Annotated in this window: 16 protein-coding genes; 1 reads left to right on the top strand and 15 read right to left on the bottom strand. The window is 56.4% G+C overall.

Features of this window, described 5'->3' with window-relative positions; translation table 11 throughout:
* Nucleotides 1–30 precede the first annotated feature (30 nt).
* The 13 genes from LC059_RS05615 to LC059_RS05555 all read right to left on the bottom strand — a co-directional run bounded on the left by LC059_RS05615 (nucleotide 31) and on the right by LC059_RS05555 (nucleotide 16,549).
* Nucleotides 31–1,230 (bottom strand): CaiB/BaiF CoA transferase family protein, encoded by a 1,200-nt coding sequence (locus LC059_RS05615; RefSeq protein WP_226702827.1) that lies wholly within the window; start codon nucleotides 1,228–1,230, stop codon nucleotides 31–33.
* A gap of 135 nt (nucleotides 1,231–1,365) precedes the next feature.
* Nucleotides 1,366–2,334: a hypothetical protein gene (locus LC059_RS05610; RefSeq protein WP_226702826.1), complete on the bottom strand. Its 969-nt coding sequence runs from the start codon at nucleotides 2,332–2,334 to the stop codon at nucleotides 1,366–1,368.
* Between the two features lie 124 nt (nucleotides 2,335–2,458).
* Nucleotides 2,459–5,062: a TonB-dependent receptor gene (locus tag LC059_RS05605; RefSeq protein ID WP_226702825.1), complete on the bottom strand. Its 2,604-nt coding sequence runs from the start codon at nucleotides 5,060–5,062 to the stop codon at nucleotides 2,459–2,461.
* A gap of 255 nt (nucleotides 5,063–5,317) precedes the next feature.
* Nucleotides 5,318–6,094 (bottom strand): Asp/Glu racemase, encoded by a 777-nt coding sequence (locus tag LC059_RS05600; RefSeq protein ID WP_226702824.1) that lies wholly within the window; start codon nucleotides 6,092–6,094, stop codon nucleotides 5,318–5,320.
* Nucleotides 6,095–6,158: 64 nt separating this feature from the next.
* Nucleotides 6,159–7,379 carry an MFS transporter gene (locus LC059_RS05595; RefSeq protein ID WP_226702823.1) on the bottom strand — a complete coding sequence of 407 codons (1,221 nt, stop codon included), beginning with the start codon at nucleotides 7,377–7,379 and terminating at the stop codon, nucleotides 6,159–6,161.
* Between the two features lie 32 nt (nucleotides 7,380–7,411).
* Nucleotides 7,412–8,245: an Asp/Glu racemase gene (locus LC059_RS05590; protein ID WP_226702822.1), complete on the bottom strand. Its 834-nt coding sequence runs from the start codon at nucleotides 8,243–8,245 to the stop codon at nucleotides 7,412–7,414.
* Nucleotides 8,246–8,340: 95 nt separating this feature from the next.
* Complete coding sequence (locus LC059_RS05585; RefSeq protein WP_226702821.1) at nucleotides 8,341–9,555, bottom strand: FAD-dependent oxidoreductase; 1,215 nt, start codon at nucleotides 9,553–9,555, stop codon at nucleotides 8,341–8,343.
* A 105-nt stretch (nucleotides 9,556–9,660) separates the two neighbouring features.
* Nucleotides 9,661–10,263, bottom strand: a complete 603-nt coding sequence (locus tag LC059_RS05580) for an isochorismatase family protein (protein WP_226702820.1) — start codon at nucleotides 10,261–10,263, stop codon at nucleotides 9,661–9,663.
* A gap of 46 nt (nucleotides 10,264–10,309) precedes the next feature.
* Entirely contained in the window at nucleotides 10,310–11,128 is an 819-nt protein-coding gene (locus LC059_RS05575) for an alpha/beta fold hydrolase (protein ID WP_226702819.1), read from the bottom strand.
* Nucleotides 11,128–12,570 carry an aldehyde dehydrogenase family protein gene (locus LC059_RS05570; protein ID WP_226702818.1) on the bottom strand — a complete coding sequence of 481 codons (1,443 nt, stop codon included), beginning with the start codon at nucleotides 12,568–12,570 and terminating at the stop codon, nucleotides 11,128–11,130. Before LC059_RS05570 ends, LC059_RS05575 begins: the two co-directional genes overlap by 1 nt.
* 11 nt (nucleotides 12,571–12,581) lie before the next feature.
* Nucleotides 12,582–13,865: an acyl-CoA dehydrogenase family protein gene (locus LC059_RS05565; protein ID WP_226702817.1), complete on the bottom strand. Its 1,284-nt coding sequence runs from the start codon at nucleotides 13,863–13,865 to the stop codon at nucleotides 12,582–12,584.
* A gap of 122 nt (nucleotides 13,866–13,987) precedes the next feature.
* Nucleotides 13,988–14,734 carry a hypothetical protein gene (locus LC059_RS05560; protein WP_226702816.1) on the bottom strand — a complete coding sequence of 249 codons (747 nt, stop codon included), beginning with the start codon at nucleotides 14,732–14,734 and terminating at the stop codon, nucleotides 13,988–13,990.
* Between the two features lie 102 nt (nucleotides 14,735–14,836).
* Nucleotides 14,837–16,549 (bottom strand): nitrilase-related carbon-nitrogen hydrolase, encoded by a 1,713-nt coding sequence (locus tag LC059_RS05555; RefSeq protein WP_226702815.1) that lies wholly within the window; start codon nucleotides 16,547–16,549, stop codon nucleotides 14,837–14,839.
* A 203-nt stretch (nucleotides 16,550–16,752) separates the two neighbouring features.
* Between LC059_RS05555 and LC059_RS05550 the strand changes: the two genes are divergently transcribed.
* Nucleotides 16,753–18,084: an MFS transporter gene (locus LC059_RS05550; protein WP_226702814.1), complete on the top strand. Its 1,332-nt coding sequence runs from the start codon at nucleotides 16,753–16,755 to the stop codon at nucleotides 18,082–18,084.
* A gap of 81 nt (nucleotides 18,085–18,165) precedes the next feature.
* On the opposite strand, the gene LC059_RS05545 is transcribed toward LC059_RS05550, so the two are convergent.
* Both LC059_RS05545 and LC059_RS05540 read right to left on the bottom strand, forming a co-directional pair.
* Nucleotides 18,166–18,855 (bottom strand): hypothetical protein, encoded by a 690-nt coding sequence (locus LC059_RS05545; protein WP_226702813.1) that lies wholly within the window; start codon nucleotides 18,853–18,855, stop codon nucleotides 18,166–18,168.
* Between the two features lie 107 nt (nucleotides 18,856–18,962).
* On the bottom strand, nucleotides 18,963–19,712 hold the full coding sequence (locus LC059_RS05540) for an alpha/beta hydrolase (protein ID WP_226702812.1): 750 nt from the start codon (nucleotides 19,710–19,712) through the stop codon (nucleotides 18,963–18,965).
* Nucleotides 19,713–19,715: the final 3 nt, after the last annotated feature.

The following is a 19,715-nucleotide window of genomic DNA, read 5'->3' as shown; positions in this document are numbered from 1 at the left end:
TCCATCAACCTCCATCAGAGCCCGACAGTCTCAGGCTGCATCGCCGTCACTTTTCAGTGCATCGATATCTGCCTGGGTATAGCCACACAGCTCACTCAGGATCTGATCCGTATGCTCACCAATATGCGGCGCAGGCGAAAAGCTGTCTTCGTGGGTACGGGAAAGCTTGATCGGGTTACCCGGAGCCTTTGTCTTCTTGCCATTGGGGTGCGCAATGTCCACCACCATGTTGCGATGAAGTACCTGCGGGTCGTTTAGTGCCTGCTCCAGATTATTGATCGGGGCACAGGGTATGCGTTGCGCCTCCAGCTGGTGCAACCAGGCTTCGGTGGTATCGGTGGCAAAAATCTCTGCCAGCCTCCCGTCAATGAACGCCTTGTCGGCAAACCGGCCCGGCTGACCATCGTATTTCGGGTCGTCGAATTCCGGAACCTGCACTACCGGTTTGAGGTTTTGCCAGAAATTATCGGTAATTACCGCGATGATGATGAACCCGTCCGCGGTGGCGTAGCTGTTATAGGGGACATGCACGAAATGCGCATTGCCGATTGGGTAAGGATTCTTGCCACTGAGAAAATGCATGGTGGCCATATAGTTCAGCATGGATATCTGGCAGTCCACCATGGAAATATCCACGTGCTGACCGTGGCCGCTACTGGCGCGCTCCGCGATCGCAGCGAGAATACCCATCACCGCAAACATACCGCCACCCAGGTCCCCGATAGGAATACCGGCCCGCACCGGGTTCGCGGGGTCTTCGCCAGTGATCGACATACCGCCGCCGTAAGCCTGTGCCACCTGATCAAACGCCGGGCGCTTTGCGCCGGGGCCATCCGAGCCGAAACCGGATACACAGCAGGTAATGATGCGCGAATTGATGGCGCTGAGCGTGCCGTAATCGATACCCAGTCGCTCCGGCACACCGGGGCCGAAATTACTGATCACCACGTCCGCCTTTTTGACCAGATCATAAAAGACCTGGCGGCCGCGCTCACTCTTCAGATTGAGTGCAACACTGCGCTTGTTGCGATTCAACGTCAGGTAGTAGGCACCAAAGCCATCGATGGAATTTTCCGGGTCATTGGCAAGGAGTTTGCGCGTGCCCTCCCCGGCCAGGGGTTCCACCTTGATCATGTCTGCACCCATATCGGCGAGCAGCATCGCACCGTAGGGTCCGGAAAGCATATGGGTCAAATCCAGTATGCGAATACCATTCAGTGCCTTGCTCATAGGACAACTCCCAAAACAATTCCAATGAGTAAAAATTAGCGTGCCAAAATAACAGCCTGCCCCGGATTACCGTCGCTGCTGCTCACATCAGCAAGACGCGACTTTGTCAATTAACCCAGGGGCACGGAACTACGCCTAAACGGACTTCCCCGTTTCCGGGTTCACCGGCGTCTTCCAGAAGAAGACCATCAGTCCAACATAAGCAAGAAGAATGGCGGAGGCCGTTACCGGGAACTCGTTATAGTAAACCCAGGGTTCACGGAACATCTCCCACAGCACCATCTGCTCAGGCAGGTACCAGAAGACACCGCCCACCGCGATGGCGTAACGAATCGCAAGCCCCGCCTCTTTCTGTTTGAATTGCTTGGCAATAATGATGGCGGACCAAAGCGCCACCAATGCGAAAGCCACATAATTGGCCAGATGGTGCAGGCCAAAGATTCGCTCATCGTTTACCGCAAGCATTAACGTATACATAAACCAGTTAACGAAAAGTAACTCGGTCGCAGCAACACGAGCATATTGCGGCTTGTAGCCTTTGGTAGGCTTACCCGGGCGCAATCCGAAAATTTTGCGCACCCAGAGAATCAGGCGACAGCGAATATCCTTGTTAAGCCCCATATAGATCATGAGCATGAAACAGAACAATGTGCTGCTCTGCAGAAACACATGCTCGCCCATAAAATAGGGACGGGGTATGGATGTATCGCCAGCAAACAAGGCGGCGAGATCGGTCTTGGACAGGTATGCGGGTCCAGATTCCGTCATCGCCAGGGCAAAGTTATTTTCCCCACCGATAAAGTGCAGGTACATTTCAAACCAGAAGACCCAAATGAGGGAGCCGCCAACAAAGCCCATCCAGGTGCCGCGCACCTCATTCTGCTGAAGGCCCTTCCAGACCAAAACCAACCCGAGCAGGCCAACCACAAAGGCCACAGCATAGGCAATCGCCGAAGGAATACCGACGTAAATCAGGGTAACGAGGAAAATATGGGCGACCATCTTTTCCAGAATGATCCAACCCAGGGCGAGTGCTCCAAGGAAAGGCGCAGTGTACAGTCGCGACTTGGCGAGCTGGGGCGATTCGATAGCGGTGACGGTCATTGCAGTTACCTCTTATTATTACTGCCTTTTGATTTTCATAGGTTATAGAGTCTGTGCTCAGCTACGGAATTCTCGAGAGACACACCCGTGACACTCCTCAATGTCACGGGTGCGCTCATCAGGTTCAGAAGGTGTAACTAAGCCGCAGGCCCGTGGTACGCGGCGCCGGCAACAGTAACTCTACACCCTGGGGCGTAAATGCGGCCCCTGGAAGATGTCCGTAATCCACATTGTTGAGTCCGGTTTTTACCTTGCCATCATCAAGCAGATTATTGACGTAGAACACCAGGTCGAGACTGTCGAAACTCAGGCCTCCCTGGAAGTCCACCAGCCAGTATTCCGGCAGCCAGGCATTGTTACCGCGGTCGAGATAGCGCTTCGACTCATAGTTACCCAGCAATTCAGTGAAATACCCGGTACCGTTGGCAAATTCGCCATCAAAGCGCGCGGACAACATGGATACGTGCTTGGCGGAATTCACAAACTGTAAACCCGAGTAGTCGCCTTCGGCGGTGCCGGTCCACAGTTTGTCCAGCGTACCCGGTCTTCCCACGTCGGCAATGGTGTAATCCACCACCTCCGTGTCGCTCAATACGTAACTGGCGAGGAAGGTCCAGTTAACCGTCGGGCGATAAATGGCACTCAGCTCGAGACCCTGCAATTCACTCTTACCCGCATTGGTCACTACCGCATTCTGGGTGCCGGTATTTGGGTCGAACACAAAATGGGAAATCTGCTGGTTGGTATAGTCATACAGATAAATCGCACCATTCACCTGCAGTCGGTTGTCCAGCACATTACTCTTGAAGCCCGCCTCATAGACCGACAGCTCTTCCGGCTTGTACTCCCCGGTGGTGATAATGCCATCACCATCGGCCGTGGACATTCCGCCAGGCTTGAATCCTTCCGAGAAGGACGCGTAAACCATCAGGTTATCCAGTGCCTGCCAGTCCACACTTACGCGCGGTACAAATGCACTATCGGTGCGGGAGTAGCTCTGCGTTCCGGGGTCGGTCGGCATAAAGGTCACCGGATCGAGTACCGGGATCCCCATCAGACCATTGAATTGCGTGCTCAACGGCACACTGCGGTAGTCGATATCTTCTTCGAGATAGCGGCCTTCCGCGGTCACACGCCAATCATCGGAGATGTTGTAGTTCAGGGAGAAAGCCAGTGACACGTGATCGGTATTGCGGCTCATGGGAATCGGCAGCGGAACCGGGGACGTGCTGTGATTAACCAGCCCAAAACCACCCATCCATTGATCCAGGTAAGCATCCCAGAAGGTTTTGTCTACGCCTTCGCGCAGCCACCACTGCTGGTTCATCACCGTATCCATTGATTCGGACCAGTAAAGAGCGCTCGTCAGCCAGTCGAGATTACCCGCGCTACCCGACAATCGGAATTCCTGACTGAACTGTGCGGTTTCGAAAGTGGTATCGCTATTCGCGTTCACCCCATACTGGGTGTACTCACCGGGAAAGCCCGGCGGAATAAACATGCCGGATCCAGGGCCCAAAGACTGGAGCGTAAAATTCGTGCGGTCAAAGTCGGACTGGGTGCGAGAATCGTTATAGTTGATACCGGTAAGGGACAGGAACTCGAAATTGTCTGTCTCGAATTTCAGCTCCAGCGAAGAGTGCGCCCCGCGCACCGAGGTACCGGCAAAGTCACTACCGGTAAGCGGGTTGGGAGACAGGTCAATTTCACTTTCTGAGGCACTACTGAGCTCACCCACAATGACCGTACCACAGGCAGCTGAGCCCCCAACGAGATGGGCATAGGGGGAAGACATAGCACAGTCGGCATCTGTCGTACCGGTACCGGCAATGGGACGAATTTCTGCATAAGGGCCTACAGAGCCGAGCAGCGCAAAGTCAAAGGGTGAAGAACCCGTATGCACCACCGACTGACGTTGCACGATCGGCCGCTGTGAATACCTGGCCTCACTGTACTCAGCGCGCCAGTATGTTGAAAAGCTCTCATTAGGTGTCCAGTTCACCGCTGCGGCAATACCGTCAGAATCCACGGTGCCGAGATTGCCCCCCGTATTGGGGTTATCGTAGTAACCGTCGAATTCCGTTTTTGCCACATTTAACGACGCTGCCAAAACACCCGGCACGATGGGCATATTGCCACTAGCCTGCACCTTGCCATAGCCGTGCTCGGTGGCATCCGCCGAGAAACGGACTTCGGGGGTATCGCCCGGTCGTTTGGTGATGTAGTTGACTGCACCGGAGAATGCGGAGCGACCGTAAACCGCGCTTTGCGGACCCTTCACCACTTCCACACGTTCAAGGTCAAACAGGTCCAGGTTGGGCCCATTGCCACTGCCGCCAGTGGTCATGGATTCAGAAGACACATCGATCCCATCAACCAACAGCGCCACATTAGATCGACCACGGGAATTGGACAGCCCTCGCAGAGAGATTCGCGTATCGTTGGGCAAAAGTCCGGTTTCAAAATCAAGTCCCGCGGTATACCGCGCTACCCCTTCCAGTGCCGAAATACCTTTTTCCTGCATCTGTGCGCCGGTCAGTACATCCACGGCCACCGGTACCGTTTGCAGAGATTCTTCCCGCTTTCGCGCGGTTACAACCACTTCTTCAATGGCGAAGTCGTCACCGCGTGCGGCTTTTACCTCCCGGGTCTGCTCTGCCTGTGCCATGGCGCCCTGTACAGCGACACAGGCGGCAACAGCGAGAGAGAGTTGATTTCGATTGAACATAGCCCCTCCAAGATATTCGTTATTTTTTTACCGCTATTTACCTGGCGAATCTGCTACCGCTGTCGATTGGCCATTGCACAGCGGCCGCACGCACTGCGGCTGCCGCAAATGTTATTATGTTATACTTTTATATCTTTTCAAGTGATTTATACGCTCGTATTACTACATCCATTCCAACTTTCCATATATGTGCCGTATTAGCCCTAACAAAGTGCACGCGTAAAAAACACAGTCATCACAATGGGCGGAAATCACTTAAAACTCTTCGAGTAAACGGCCTTTACCGGTAATTTTGTCCTCAATGCCGCAGGCTCGCAGAGCGTGCCAGACGGTAGCGATATTGATGGGGATCAGGGGCTTCTGTAGCCAGTTTTCCAGGGTGGGGAACAGATCCAGCGTCGAAAGGTTGGTGCCGCACTGGATGATGGCATCGACATCGTCACCATCGACTTCACGCACCGCCTCGATCACCTCCTGGATTGGGGTTTCCGCAATGGCGGTGGCCGAGGGGCGATTCATACCCTTGACCTTCACCACCTCAAAACCGATATCGGAGAAGAAGCGACGCACATTATCATCACCCACCTGCGGATATGGCGTAATAACGGAAATGCGTTTGGCCCCGAAACAGTTGAGTGCATCCTTGGTCGCACCGGCCCCGGTCGTCAGACCCAGGTCGCCGATCTGGTCACGGATCTCACGCTCAAAGGCGATATTGCCCTCCAGACCACCCCAGAAGGTCTCAGCCGACATCCCCAACATGATGTGGGATACCTTGGCCGAGAGGATATTGCGAATAGACACGGGTATCTCACCGCGCATGATATCGAGGAACCGCTCAAACACCGTGTTCTCGTCATCACCACTGCGGCTCATCTCATCGGACCAGTTGCGTAACTCGATCCAGAATCGGGATGGATGCCAGGTGACACCGTCCAGCTTTATTTGCTGCAGGTCGTATTCAACGCCGGTGTTGGTAGAGGGAATAATTACGCCGATCTGTGCGCGGCGGGCGATCTGATAGTTATCCATGTGAACTCCCGGAAATGCTTAGGGGAGTTATACCGGCCACCCGAGATGACCGGGATGATAATTATCAAGAACCTTCCGCGACCGCCCCTGTACCCTGCTCGCCTTGAGAGTCTTCCGCCTCCGGGGCACGCACTGCCAAAGCCAACAGCAGCAGTAAACTCATGAGGCCAGCGCCGATATAGTAAGGTGCGTGAATCGCAATACCGGCGAACGCAGAGCCAGTGATCGCCGTGCCCGCTCCTCGGCCGAGGGTACCCAGGGCGTTATAGAGCCCCATGACGGCGCCACGATTGTAAGACTGCGCTTCTTTAGAGGTCAGGGATTGCATGGAAGTGAGCACAAGGGCGGCACCAATCGCCTGCCCGACCAATGCCGCCGACACCCCGGGCACACTTGCATAAGTACCAGCCAGAGTAACCAGGAGTGCCGAGATACCAAATAGAACCGCACCTGCGCGCATCAGGCGTCGCTCACCAAAGCGCCGGGTTAACGGCCCGATCAGAGCGCCCTGCACAATGACCATGGCGATCCCTGCCGCAATCAGCACGGGCACCAGGTCCTTGGGACCGTGGGCGATATTGGTCGCATCTGCCCAGATCGGAAATACAGATTCAACAAAGCCGGCGGCCAGGTTGTAGACACTCACGGCGGCGAGCAGCAGGCACAAACTGCGCCGCTCGCCCACCCAGGCCAACGTCTGGGAGAAGGACGGTGATTCGGTCTTTGTTCTCGCTGACTCGGGCAGGCTTTCCTTGAGAAAAAAGACCACCACCAGCAAGGCAGAGAGGGACAGTCCGGCAGAAACCATTGCCGGCAACTGCAGGTTGGCATCGGCAAAACTGTCACCCGCCAGAAGCCCCCCTAGCGCCGGCCCGACAATGAAGCTGATACCGAATGCCGCGCCCAGCATACCCATCGCCTTCGCCCGGTCCTGATTCGTGGTGACATCGGCCACATAGGCCTGCGCCACCGACAGGTTGCCCGCCATTAGCCCGCTAAACAGACGCGATACCGCCACCATCCACACCGCCGTCGCAAAACCCAGGAACACATAGCCGACCACGGCGCCGGCCAGGCTGATTACCAGTATCGGTTTGCGGCCAAAGCGATCACTCAACCTGCCCCAGACTGGTGTTGCGAAAAACATGCCGATCACATAGAGCGCCATACATAAGGTCGCAATACCTGGACTAGCACCCAACTGTAGCGCGTAATAGGCAAGAATTGGCAACATAATGGCAAAGCCAATCATGTCCAGCAAAACAATACACACCGCGATATGCATGTGGTTTTATCTCCGGGCGATTGTTAAAACGGTCAGTGCTCTTCCAGCAGCCAGCCCATATTGTCGAAGCGATCGTGAATACCGCAGCTGCGTAGAGCATGCCAGCAGGTAGCGACATTGATTGGCAGTACCGGTTTCTGCAGCATTTTTTCCATCGCAGGGAAAACACCCACAGTCGACAGGTTGGTGCCCACCTGCACTATGGCATCAACGTCGTCGCCATCAATTTCCCGCACAATATCCAGAACCTGTGGTTCCGGCACCAACGCAATGGCGTCGTGCGCATTGGCACAACGCAAGCCGACCAGATGTTTGATGCGGTAGCCGGCATCTTCAAAAAACAGGCGAACGTTCTTGTCCCCTACCGGTTGATAGGGCGTGATGATCGACAGCGTCTTGCCGGATTCCTCCGGAACGCCCAGCGCGTCCAGCGCCGAAATGACCGCGTTGGCACCGGTGGTAAGTCCGGTGTCCTCGCCAACCAGTTCCTGGATACGATCCACGAAACCGTCATTTCCCTTGATCCCGCCCCAGAAAGTTTCCGCCGACATACCCATCATTACGTGGTCGGGCTTGCAGGTCATCAAACTCTCGATCGAGTCGCCAATGGTTTCCCGTAACCGCTCAAGAAAGCGCATAAAGTTGGCATCGTCACTGAGGTCCGGGTGATCAATCATGAACCGGGTCGTATGCCAGGTAACGCCGCGAGGTAACAACCGCTGGCAGTCGTACTCCACCGAAGTATTGGTGGAGGGAATCACCACCCCGATCTTGGCGCGGTGGCCGATGTAGTTATCGCGATGGCCATTGGTCAGCTGCGATCGCTCACGGGTTTTTGACAGGTCAATCTGGGTTGGGAATGTCATTGGGGTATTCTCTGTAAACTTTCGCTGTAAGTTCTCGCTATGCACACACTTGGACACGCGCAATCATTGATGCGTGATTCGTTCAGAAAACCGGCTTACTGCACGGACAGGCTTTCGCGGACACAGTTAATCATTGAGCGCTCCAGCAGGAAGGCTCTCGCACGCTGCGGGTCTGCCGCCGTTTCCATCAGCATCTGCTGGCGTTTCCGTTGCACATCTGGATCCCGCGCTTCCATTAGCTTTTTGTTCTCGATGGTATGACGCTGCACAAATTCGACGGCCAGCTCACGGCGCTGGCGATCGTAGAGCGAAAAGGCGGCCTCTGCGTCAGCGCCCTCCAGGATCACTCCCTGCAGCTTGTCTGCGAGATTGAAGGCATCGTGCAAACCGCCGTTCATACCCATCCCCCCGAGGGGATTATTGATATGGCAAGCATCACCCACGAGCAGTGCGCGCCCCTGGTAATAGGTTTCCGCCACCCGCTGGTTGACAGCATAGATACTGCGATGGTGCACGTCGTAATCTTCGTCACGAGCATGTAACCGCTTCAGGCGCGACTGCACAAACTCATCGGACAGGTAGTAAGCTTCTTCCGCTTCAGAGGTGGGAAATACAGGGACCAGCACCCGCCAGAGTTTGTCCGTGCGCAAAATGACACACCACTCTTCCGGGTCGGATACGTAATTCACATACGAGAAGTCCTCGAACACGTCTTCGAAGGGAAAGCTGGTACTCACCACAAGAAACTTTTCGTCGTAGGTGAACCCCATGTACCCGATCTCGGAGCGCTTGCGCACCACACTGCGCGCGCCTTCCGCGCCGACGAGATAGGAGCCCCGTAACTGCTGCTCACCCTCCGGCGTACGCACGATCGCGGTCACTCCCACCGCATCTTGCGCATAGTCCACCAGCTCACAACCAAAACGCACTTCCGCACAGGGGTAGCCCACCAGTGCATCACAAATAAAATGGGTCAGCTCGTATTGTTCTAACTGCAGACGGAAGGGATACCGAGTTTCATCGGCGATCTGTGACATTTCGAAGGTTGCCACCTCTCCGGTCGCACGATCGCGATACTGGTAGCGGTCAGCGCGCAGGCCACGTTCCAGCATTTTACCGATGACCCCTTCATCGAGGTCGGCAATCATTTCCAGTGATGGCGGGTGAAAGGTAGATGCGCGCAGGTCGATGGGCAGGCTGTCGCACTTTTCCAGCAGCTGCACAGGGATCCCCTGCTTGGCCAGCGATAGCGCCAGGACACAGCCGCTTGGGCCAGCGCCGGCAATAATTACGGGAGACTGATTCGACATAGCGATACAACCAAATTCCATTATTGTTATGGATAAACCGCTCCGGCATCCCGTGCGGTTACCTTCTGCCAATCTCTTGTCCGGCAGCTGGCGTGAAGAACGCGATTAAATTGTCTGCGGTACCGGTAACGCCTGTAGTACTTCTTCCAGCGCCATCACATCCGCATACTTGGCATGCATGTCGAACAAGTTGGCACGGTGGGCCTCAGCATTGCGGTCTCCTACCGCCTCCCGGGGAACCACTACCGGATAATCGTACTGCAAGCCATCCACGACCGTTGCGCGTACGCAACCGCTGGTTGTGAGGCCGGTTACCACCAAGGAATCAGCGCCCTGCTCGCGCAACCAGGTATCCAGCGGCGTGTTAAAAAAGCTACTCGCCCACTGCTTGGCAATCACCGGTTCCCCTTCTTGCGGCGCCAGTCGCTCATCCACTTTCACCCACTCGGACTGTGGAGTGAGCAGGTTCAGGTGGTTAATGCGCGCCCGAAATACCCGGGCTTGCTCTTCACGGTGATAAACCACGGTGGTGAACACCACCGGCAGGTCAAGCTCGCGGAAACGTTCAAGAAGCAGCCGGTTGGCGGCGACCACTTCCGGACAATCGGTACCGAGAGGACAGCGCGCACTGGTAAAACCGACAATCATATCGACCAGTACCAGCGCGGGCCGGGAGCCCAGACCGAGACTACTTCGTTCAAGATCCATTTCCGCACGCCCCTCGACGTTAGTTGTATGACATCGGATGACCCGCTCAGCGCGCCTCGACCACATCGATAAAGAATCGGCGCAGCAATGCCGCCACCGCGTCCGGCTGCTGCTCACACACATAGGTTCCGGCGTCATTGGGCAAAGCTGTCGCCATACCACGCTGTAACAGGCGCACGGTGGGGGCAACTGCAGAGCGCAACTGGTCCCGTCCGCCGGCAAACACCAGCGCGGGACAATCAATGACCGACAGTTGATGAGCCACATTCTGTTCAGTGACCGCGCGATACGACGCTTCGTAGTAGTCGCCGCAGCTAAATGCCAGCAGTTCCTCTCGCACACTGAGCGCCAAATCTGCCTCCGGGTCCTTTGCCCGCAGTCGCTGCCACATCACATGCCAATGCGCGCCATCGGGCTCACAGGGAATAGTTTTCGCGGCTAGCGGCAATGCCTGCTTTTGGGCTTCGGTCAAAAGCGTTGGCCCACTCAGTGCCAGCGCGCGCACAAATTCAGGATGGTCAAATGCCAGTTGCACCGCAATGGCCGCGCCTGTGTGGTGCCCGAACACCAGTGCAGGCCGATCAAAGTGCCCGCTGACTGCCTGGTAGATTGCCTCGGAGAAACCCGCGATCGTAATCTCTCCCGCCAGCGCATCACTGCTACCGAACCCCGGCGTATCCACAGCAACCACGAAGAATTCTTCGGACAACAGTGGCATCAAACGCATGTACATAGCCGAAGAGCTCGGGGTTTGATGCAACATCAGCAGTAATGGAGACTGCTCGCTGCCAGAGTATCGGTAATGCAATTGACCCACTTCAAAGTCGAGATAGCCTCGACGGACGCTCCCTGCGTTGTCGATCATCAGCGTGGCAAACTCCCAACATCTGCACTGATCCATTTCATTTCGGTGAACTCCTCCGTGCTGTAATGACCACCGCTGCGCCCAAGGCCGGAAAGACCGACACCACCAATCGGTGCCAGCGCATTGCTCTGGAAAGCATGCATACCGATATGCACTGCCCCCGAGGCAATGCGACGTGCAGCGTGGAACCCCCACTGCAAATTATTCGTCAGTACTGCGGCGGAGAGGCCGTAGTCACAGTCATTTGCGACCTCGATCGCCTGCTCGAGATTCTCTACTGCTACCACGCTGGCAACAGGACCGAAACTCTCTTCACGCCAGGCGCGACTTTCCCGCGGGGGATTGAGCAGTACCGTAGGCTTTACCACAAGCCCGTGTAACACCTCGCCACCGGTCAACAGTTGCGCACCACCAGCGACGGCCTCACTGACATGCTCCAATACCTTTTCTACCGCGCGACCATTAATAAGCGGACCGTAAATGGTGCGCTCATCCCGAAGATCACCGAGGTGCAGGGCTTCGGCTTCGGCCTTAAGGGCGGTAATAAACGGCTGATAGATTTCCCGCTCCACCACGATGCGGGAGTTGGCCATACAGATCTGGCCACTGTGGGTAAAAATTCCCTGTGCCGCGATTTTGGCGGCCTGCTGCGGATCTGCGTCGCGCAATACCAGCAGTGCACTTTTGCCGCCCAGCTCCAGCTGCATGCGACGCATCTTGTTGAGGCCAGCCTGCCCTACGGCAATGCCTGTGGCGGTAGACCCGGTCAGCGCGATACAACGCACCCTTGGGTGGTTGACCAGCTCAGCGCCACACTCACCACCAAAACCGGTGATCACGTTGACGGCTTCCGGCGGCACGCCGGCGTCCAGCAGCAGGCGCCCGAACGCCAGTGCGGTTAATGGCGTTTCTTCAGAAGGTTTGATTACCAGGCTGTTGCCCGCCGCCAGCGGAAAAGCACACATTTTTGTAAGTAGCGACAAGGGGGCGTTATACGGCGAGACCACACCAACAACACCCAGTGGCTCGCGAAAAACCATGGAAATCCTGTGGGGGTCATCATTGGGAAAGGTTTCGCCATATAACCTGCGCGCTTCGCCTGCGGCCGTGCGCAGGAGATCCACGGTATAGGCAATCTCGCCTCTCGCCTTGGTGATGGTCGAGCCGCTCTCGTCGATCAGCGTGTCCAGAAAGCGCGCCTGCCCTTCCTGCGCAACCAGCGCCGCTGCGCGTAACAGCGCCGCTTCACGCTCGGCGGGACGCAACCGAAACCAGGCATCAAATCCACGTGCGGCCGCCGTTACCGCGCGGTCCACATCTTTGGCACCGGCGCGCGGCACAGTACCCAGTACCTCGCCACTCGCGGGCGCGGTCACAACGAAGGTGGTGCCTCCTGCCGAAGGCGTTTCGACGCCCCCGATCAGCATATTCTGATTCTGCATGGCGTCCCCGCTCAGGCCGGCTGCTCGACAGCCTTTTCACCAACACCGAACAGGCTCTGCTCAGCACCTTCCACTTCCATCTGCGCCGCCATCAAGCGACCGCGTTCCGCGGGGAACGCCTGCACTATGCCCATGGTCATTTCACGCAAATAGCGAGCCGGGTCGCCCATAGTGCCCGAGGTACCGCTGGATTTGAGCGCATTGGCCGCGATTCGGAATCCGGATTCCGCCACCACGCCCTTGCACAGGCGCCATTGCTTCACGACTTCGTGCTTGCTGGCAATTGGCGGCTCGCTGGTTTCCAGTTGTAGCTGACGGCGCAACCACAACAGGGAAGTCTGCAGATCGACCATCATTTTCCCAATCAGCTCCTGCTGATAGGGCGCGGTCCCGATCGGTTTGCCCGTGTCGGCAAACTTCTTTTCCGTCAGGTGTTTAAGCACATTCTGGTAGGCAGTATGTGCCGAGCCGGCATAGCCACATACGGCCGCCATCTGGTTGCCAACAAAACTGCCGCGGCTCATCTGCATGCAGCGGGTGAACGCGCCGGGAATTGCCAGAGACTTTTCCTCCGGGACAAAATAATTTTCCAGAACGATGCCACCGGAGCTGGTACCTCGCATCCCGATCGCATCCCAGGGTGCACGCGGACGCACACCTTCGCCATCGCGATCTACGAAAAAGGTACACAACCCTTCTGCAGTGTCATAACCGGCAAGACTCGCGGTAACAAGATACTTGTCCGCAACCCCCGTACCGGTACCGAACGATTTGACGCCGTTAAGAAGGTAACCGCCTTCGACCTTGCGGGCTTCGGTACTAATGGTGACGGCGGCCTTTTCCGACTTCACCGACTCACTGGCAAAATTAGCGAACCAGTAGCCGTCGCGCCCCATACCATAAAGCACCTGCTCCGCAAAATTCCGCACTTGCACGGACTCTTCTTCCGTAAACAGGCCCGCATCCAGCGCCTCCATGGCCAATAACCCGCGGGACGCTGCGCTGCAGTGGAAGAAAAATGCCAGCGCAGTAGAGGGACAGGCAGAACCCAATGCAAAACATGCAGCGGCAAGATCCCGCAGCCCGCCGCCAAGTCCACCGTATTCCGTGGGAATAATCAGACCCAGTAAGCCGGCTTCACTGAAGCGCTGGACATGTGGCATATGGAACTGGGCATTGGCATCCACTTCACGGGCCGCCTCACGCACCGCGGGCAATACGGACTCAACCACTTCGGCTCGAGCACGCTCTGCCTCACTCATATCCTCAAGCAGTATTTCACCGGTCAGTTTCATGGACATCCCCTACCCTTTTATTCTTTTTACTCGGAACAACGCACTCGGATTCTTTACTCGGCACTCTTTGCTCGGCACTAGCTACCCAGCATAAGCTCCCGGCAGTTTTGCCGGACAAACCGTCAGCCGTTGTTTTTCAACAGGGCGCGCAGCGCCTCACTACTTTCACTACCAATCAGTCCGCCAATCTGATTCCAGACCTTATCCACTTCCGGGTCGAAAATGATGGCGCGATTGCGACAATCTCTTTCCGCCAGCGCAGCGCTATCCACCGCTTCCAGCGCTTCATCGCTGATTCCCTTTTGCACCAGGGAAAACCAGTGATCGAGGTAGGCATTCACCGTGTCATCAATCTTTGCAAAAGCATCCTGAGTCGCGCGATGCACCAGCATCCAGGGTGACATCACCGCAAGCTGGCGGATATCCAGTTGCGCAGGACTCAACCCTTCCATGGCACGCGCTGCCTTGCAGGTTTCGGTTAACGGCGTATAGGCCTCGTCCATGTAGGCGAGGTTCGCACCGAGGTCGAGACGCGGCACCAGGTCAAGGTGGAAAGCGCAGTGCTCCCCGGCGCCGACAGAATCCAGCGTAAAATGGGGCACCGCGCTCTCGCTCGGTGTAAATGCGAATAACATGTGCGAGTCGAGTCCGATCTGGGGAACCACCAGCGCACAGGTCACCATCTTCTGCAACGGACCACCTTCGTAGACCCGTACCTCGCCCACTTTGCCCTGCGCCATCGGCACGTGACTTTCCAGAGTGAGATACGGTCCGTTGTCGTCGGCATGAACTTCCGTGAGACCGAAGGCTTCAATAACCCGGTCACGGGTTTTCCTGGCCAACGCGTCTGGCAGTGAAACTGCACTCATAAGTGACTCCGGATAAATTACGCTTGTTAGGGTAGGATTTTGGGCAAGGCGACACGGCGTCACATTGATAATTCTCAATAAGACACCGCGCCGTGTTTAGTATTAGTTTGCGGTGATGGCAGCGCACAGTTTCCAGGGACGATTGGCCACCAGGTCTGTGTTCCGCGAAACCTCTTTATTCTCCGCAGCAGCCGGATACAAGGTCACCGCAAGCAGCTGCTGACCGTTTTCCATACGATAGAGTTCAGGCTGGCTCAGTAGACCATCGAAGGGCCGCTCCTCCCAGGGAGTAAGCACTGTAAAGTCCCGTTGCAGAGCCGTCGCGAAACCGTGCCCCAGCGGCGAAGAAATCGCAGCCGCCAGCAGGTTGATACGGTTTTCTGCCGAACGCTCCAGCAGGCCCGTACGCAGCTCCCAGGCCTCCAGGGGCTCCAGCGGAACCACCGCAGTGTCCACCCCTGCCATGGCCAGCAAGCGGAAGGTCTCGGGGTAAAGGCTGTCGTCGGATGTGACCGCGGCGACACGGCCAAATGGTAATTCAATATTTTCGAAGCCCGCCACCGGGGCCGACCAGGCAAAACGCTCGCTGCGATGCACTTGCCCCTGGCTAAACAGGATACCGTCAGTACCGATGATTACCGCACAGTAGCGGTTCAGACCGTCGTCGCAGCGGTGCGGCAGCGCCGTCGAAAGGTAGGTTTCCTCGCTACAACATTGACGAAGGGTCTCGACCACTTCTCCCGCAAAATCCAGTGCCGCCGGGATGTCACCGGCAATGGTTTCCGCACTCATCAGTGGAGGTACCGCCACCAGCCTTGCGCCACCGAGGAATGCATTTCGCGCGAGCGCGACCACTTCCCGCAATCCATCGCGTCCACCGCAGTGCGGGTCGATGACCGCCGCGGCTAGCGAGGCCGCGCCACGCCATGCAGGATAATTCTGTTTGGCCGGGTCATCACCAATAGCCGCATACAGTTGCGGGCGACGACGGGTAAAAACATCAGTACCATCCGGACGATGCTTGTCATCGGCCAGTGCCGGCTCGATATCCGCGTACACCACCTCCTCCTGATCCATCGATGCACAAGCCAGTACCGTACCGTCGGGCGCAACAATCTGGCTCTCCCCCGCCCCATGAAGGAATTTCTGCGGAATGCCGGTGGCCTCGCTAACCGGGACCAGTATTTCCTCCGGCACCAGTGGGCCAACTTTGTTGGCGGCGACGATAAACACCCGATTCTCTGGCGCACGCACCGGAACATGCAGTGAGCCTTCGTCACTGGCGAAGGAATTCAGGCTGTTGCAGAGCACCTGCGCGCCCCGCAGCGCCAGAGTGCGCGGAGGCTCGTTGATGACGCCATCCATACAGGAATACAAACCAAAACGCCCCAGAGAGGTTTCCACTACCGGGCCCGGTTCCTGCGCAGGCTCTAAAAAATCGTTTTCGTGGCCGATATAAATCTGCTTTGTATTATCGGCAATCAAATGCCCCTCGGGTGAGTACATCAGGCTGGATCCGGTCACGGTTCCATCGTCCCGGCGCACGGTGCAGTTGACCACTACATGTAGTGCCAGGCTCCGCGCCTTTTCCGCAACCGACTGCAAGAAAGTGCCATCGAGGGTCACCGACACTTCTGCACAGTGCTCCTTGCTGTCATACCAGGAAAGGTGATTGCAGAACTCAGGCAGCACGACCAGGTCTGGCTGCACCTCTGCGGCCTTATCCAGCATACGTAATACCGTACTCAGGTTTTTGCTGACGTCGGTACCAACATGGAACTGAACCGCTGCGACACGAATGGTTTTATTGCTCATTTTACGAACTGCCTCTGCGAATACTTTCCTCCCGAGCGGGCGGGAGCACGGTTGTATGCCGATAAACTACTATCAATTGTTATAAAACTCTAACATTATATCTTTTCAATCCAAATCCAAATACCATCAGAAACCGTATCATCAAGGCAGAATTTGCAGCCAACACAGAACGTACGCTTACCCCAATTTCGCGAGGCGCCACCATGGCAAACCAACAGGAACACCGGCTTTTCGGTCTGAAGCTCGAAAACGATGTATCCGGCACCAATGTGCTCACGTTTTACTTCGCTTGTCTGGCGACCATCATGTTCGCCTCCTTCATCCCTCAGAGCCAACCGTTTTTGCTAACGGAATTCCTCGGAATTCCAACGGAACGCCACGGTATGGTCAGTGGACTGCTCAATTTCTGGGCGGAGATTGCCATCATCATCGCTGTAGCCATATTTGGGCCCCTCTCCGACCGGTTCGGCCGCCGCCCTATAACCGGATTCGGTTTTTTGGTGATGTCTGCCGGCATTGCGATGTACCCGCATGCACGGGACGTTACCGAGCTGTTGCTTGTGCGACTCGCCTATTCGGTAGGACTGGCAGCGGTAACCACCACTATCGTGGCACTGGTTGCGGACTATGTCCGCGATGAGAGCCGCGGCCGCGCAACCGGGCTACAAGGCGTTATGAATGGCGTCGGCGCGATGATCTGTGTGTTCTTACTGCTCCAGCTACCCGCCATCCTGCAAAAATCCGGCGCAACTGCACATGAAGCCGGCATCCAGACCTATAGTCTCGTCGCCCTGGTGTCGCTGCTCACCGGCATCCTCATGTTGTTCGGCCTGAAACCCGGGGCCGCGCGAGCGCAAAGTGAGCACAGCGAGAGCCTGATCAGTATTACTCGCAACGGCCTGAACGCCGCTCGTGACCCGAGTATTGCGCTGGCCTATGGCGCGTCATTTGTAGCACGCGGCAACCTGATGATCGTGGGCACCTTCTTTACGCTATGGGTTACCAATTACGGTACCGCAGAGATGGGTATGAGCCGAGCCGAAGCTCTCGCCCGCGCAGGCATGATTGTGGGGATCGCCCAGGGCTGCGCATTAATGGGCGCCCCGCTGTTTGGTATTCTCGCCGACAAGATCACCCGCATTCGCGCCCTGATTATCGCCCTGCTGATTTCCGCGATTGGTTATGGCTCCACCATATTCATTCACGACCCCTTCACTACGGGCATGATTGTGTGCGCCGCGCTGATCGGCCTCGGTGAAATTGGCTGCATTATTACCAGTGGTGTACTGGTCGCTCAGCAGGCCCCTGAATCCCATCGCGGCGCCGTTATCGGCTTCTTCACCTTGTCCGGCGCGGTGGGTATTCTGGTGGCCAGCGTGGCTGGCGGCTACCTGTTCGACGCGTGGCGCGAGTCCGGGCCTTTTGTGTTTTTCAGCGGGGTTGCGCTGCTGGTATTGATCTGGGCCATCCTGCTGGAGAAGCGCACTGCACAAGGCCAGCAGCCCGCTCCACTGGCAAGTGACGCCGCCGCATAGTCGCCGCCCTTACCGCAACGGTGAATCGCCAACAAAAAGCCCGCACTTAGCGGGCTTTTTATTTACTAATACACCAGGTTATCAATGACCAGACATCGAACTCTCCGACACAACCGTGGTTTTCTGGTGCTGCAGGTTACCTGACCGTTGAGACTCGATTGCCTGGTTGAGAGTGGCCAAGAGACTCGCAACAAAAAAGAGTTCAGCAAGGTTACCGGCAATGAAGCCCCACTCCTGGCCCGCCGCCGCACCATTGACCACAAAGATCTGTACGGCCCCTAAAAACAGCCACGGCCATCCAGCTCTCCGCCAAATCCAGATGCCCGCGACGATCACCAGCAGATTGACCAGAATGGTGGCGTACGGCAGCTGCCCATCAGTACTGACCATGCGCGGATAGAATTCAGCCCGCACCAGATTCAGATTGGCCAGCTCATAGAGATAACCATAAGTAACAGCAGCGATGGTCAGCAACCAGGCACCCCACAGCAGCACCCGGCGCAGCCCGGCAACTGTCAGGTAATCGCAAAGAATACTGGCGACAAATACCAGTAACCCCGGCAATACAATCGCATGCAGCCAGAAGCGCAATACGCTGAGCTCAGCATAGGTGGACGAATCCACCAGCGCTGGGGCAACGGCAATTATCACATTGTCTAGCGCCATAGCCAGCAGCAGACAGCGCAGGTACCACACAGGGAAACCCGTGAGCGGCCGGCTCAGGCTCCACAAAAACAGCGCAACATGCCCCAGCGCCAGCAGTAAAAACATGAAACCAAGCACGGTAAATTCTCCCCCAGAAAAAACGCCGCACCTGCTGAAATCAGCGGGTGCGGCGCCATTGCCAAATGATGATAGCTACTAATTCGTGCGCACTATCAATTCAACAGTAAACCAAGCTCCTGCTCAACGATTGCCTGCTGCTGTTCACGAGAAATGAGCGCCGGGTTATCGCCATCCTGCAGCGTATCGGTGTAATAAAACTGAGTATGGTTACCGCCGTCGATGCGCACATACTTTGTATGGGCAGGAAGGCGGGCTTTGCTGTCTTCGATATCCTGCGCGGTGGTCAGTCCATCCTCAGAGCCCCAGATGGAAACCACAGGAATATCCAGCGTGTTGAGATAAGCCAGGTCACTGGAATAGGCAGCGAGAAGGAAAAGTGAATCGACACGATCCCAGGAAGCGCGGTTGACATTGGCATAATCGGCAGCGACAACACCGCCCAGTGAGTGACCACCGATCGCCCAACCGGTGACCTTGCCCTTCCAGTGGTGCTTTGGATAATTCGCATAGTGAGTACCAAGCAGGCCAAAATTAAATGGCAAAGTCAGCACCGCGGCGTGATAACCGCGCTCGGCAAAGTGACGCGCCAGCGGCGCGTAAGCACGGGGATCCACAAAGCCGCCCGGGTAGATAATGAGGCCCTTTGAGGAAACCGGCTGGGCAGGCTCAAAACCGAAAAATAGTGATACCCCACTCCAGTCGCGCTTCTGGAACACTCTAACCGACGGTGACGAAGTCATCGCCGCATCGACTTCGGCCTGCGCATCCGCAATAGCGGGCATATGATAAACAAAAGCAACAACGATAAGACCGATACCTCTGACAAGTTTGGCAAGCTTCATAGC

The organism is Microbulbifer elongatus (genome assembly GCF_020524885.1).
GTDB classification, from domain to species: domain Bacteria; phylum Pseudomonadota; class Gammaproteobacteria; order Pseudomonadales; family Cellvibrionaceae; genus Microbulbifer; species Microbulbifer elongatus_A.
Note: the sequence above shows the minus strand (reverse complement) of the source record. Positions and strands in the feature narration are given on the sequence as shown.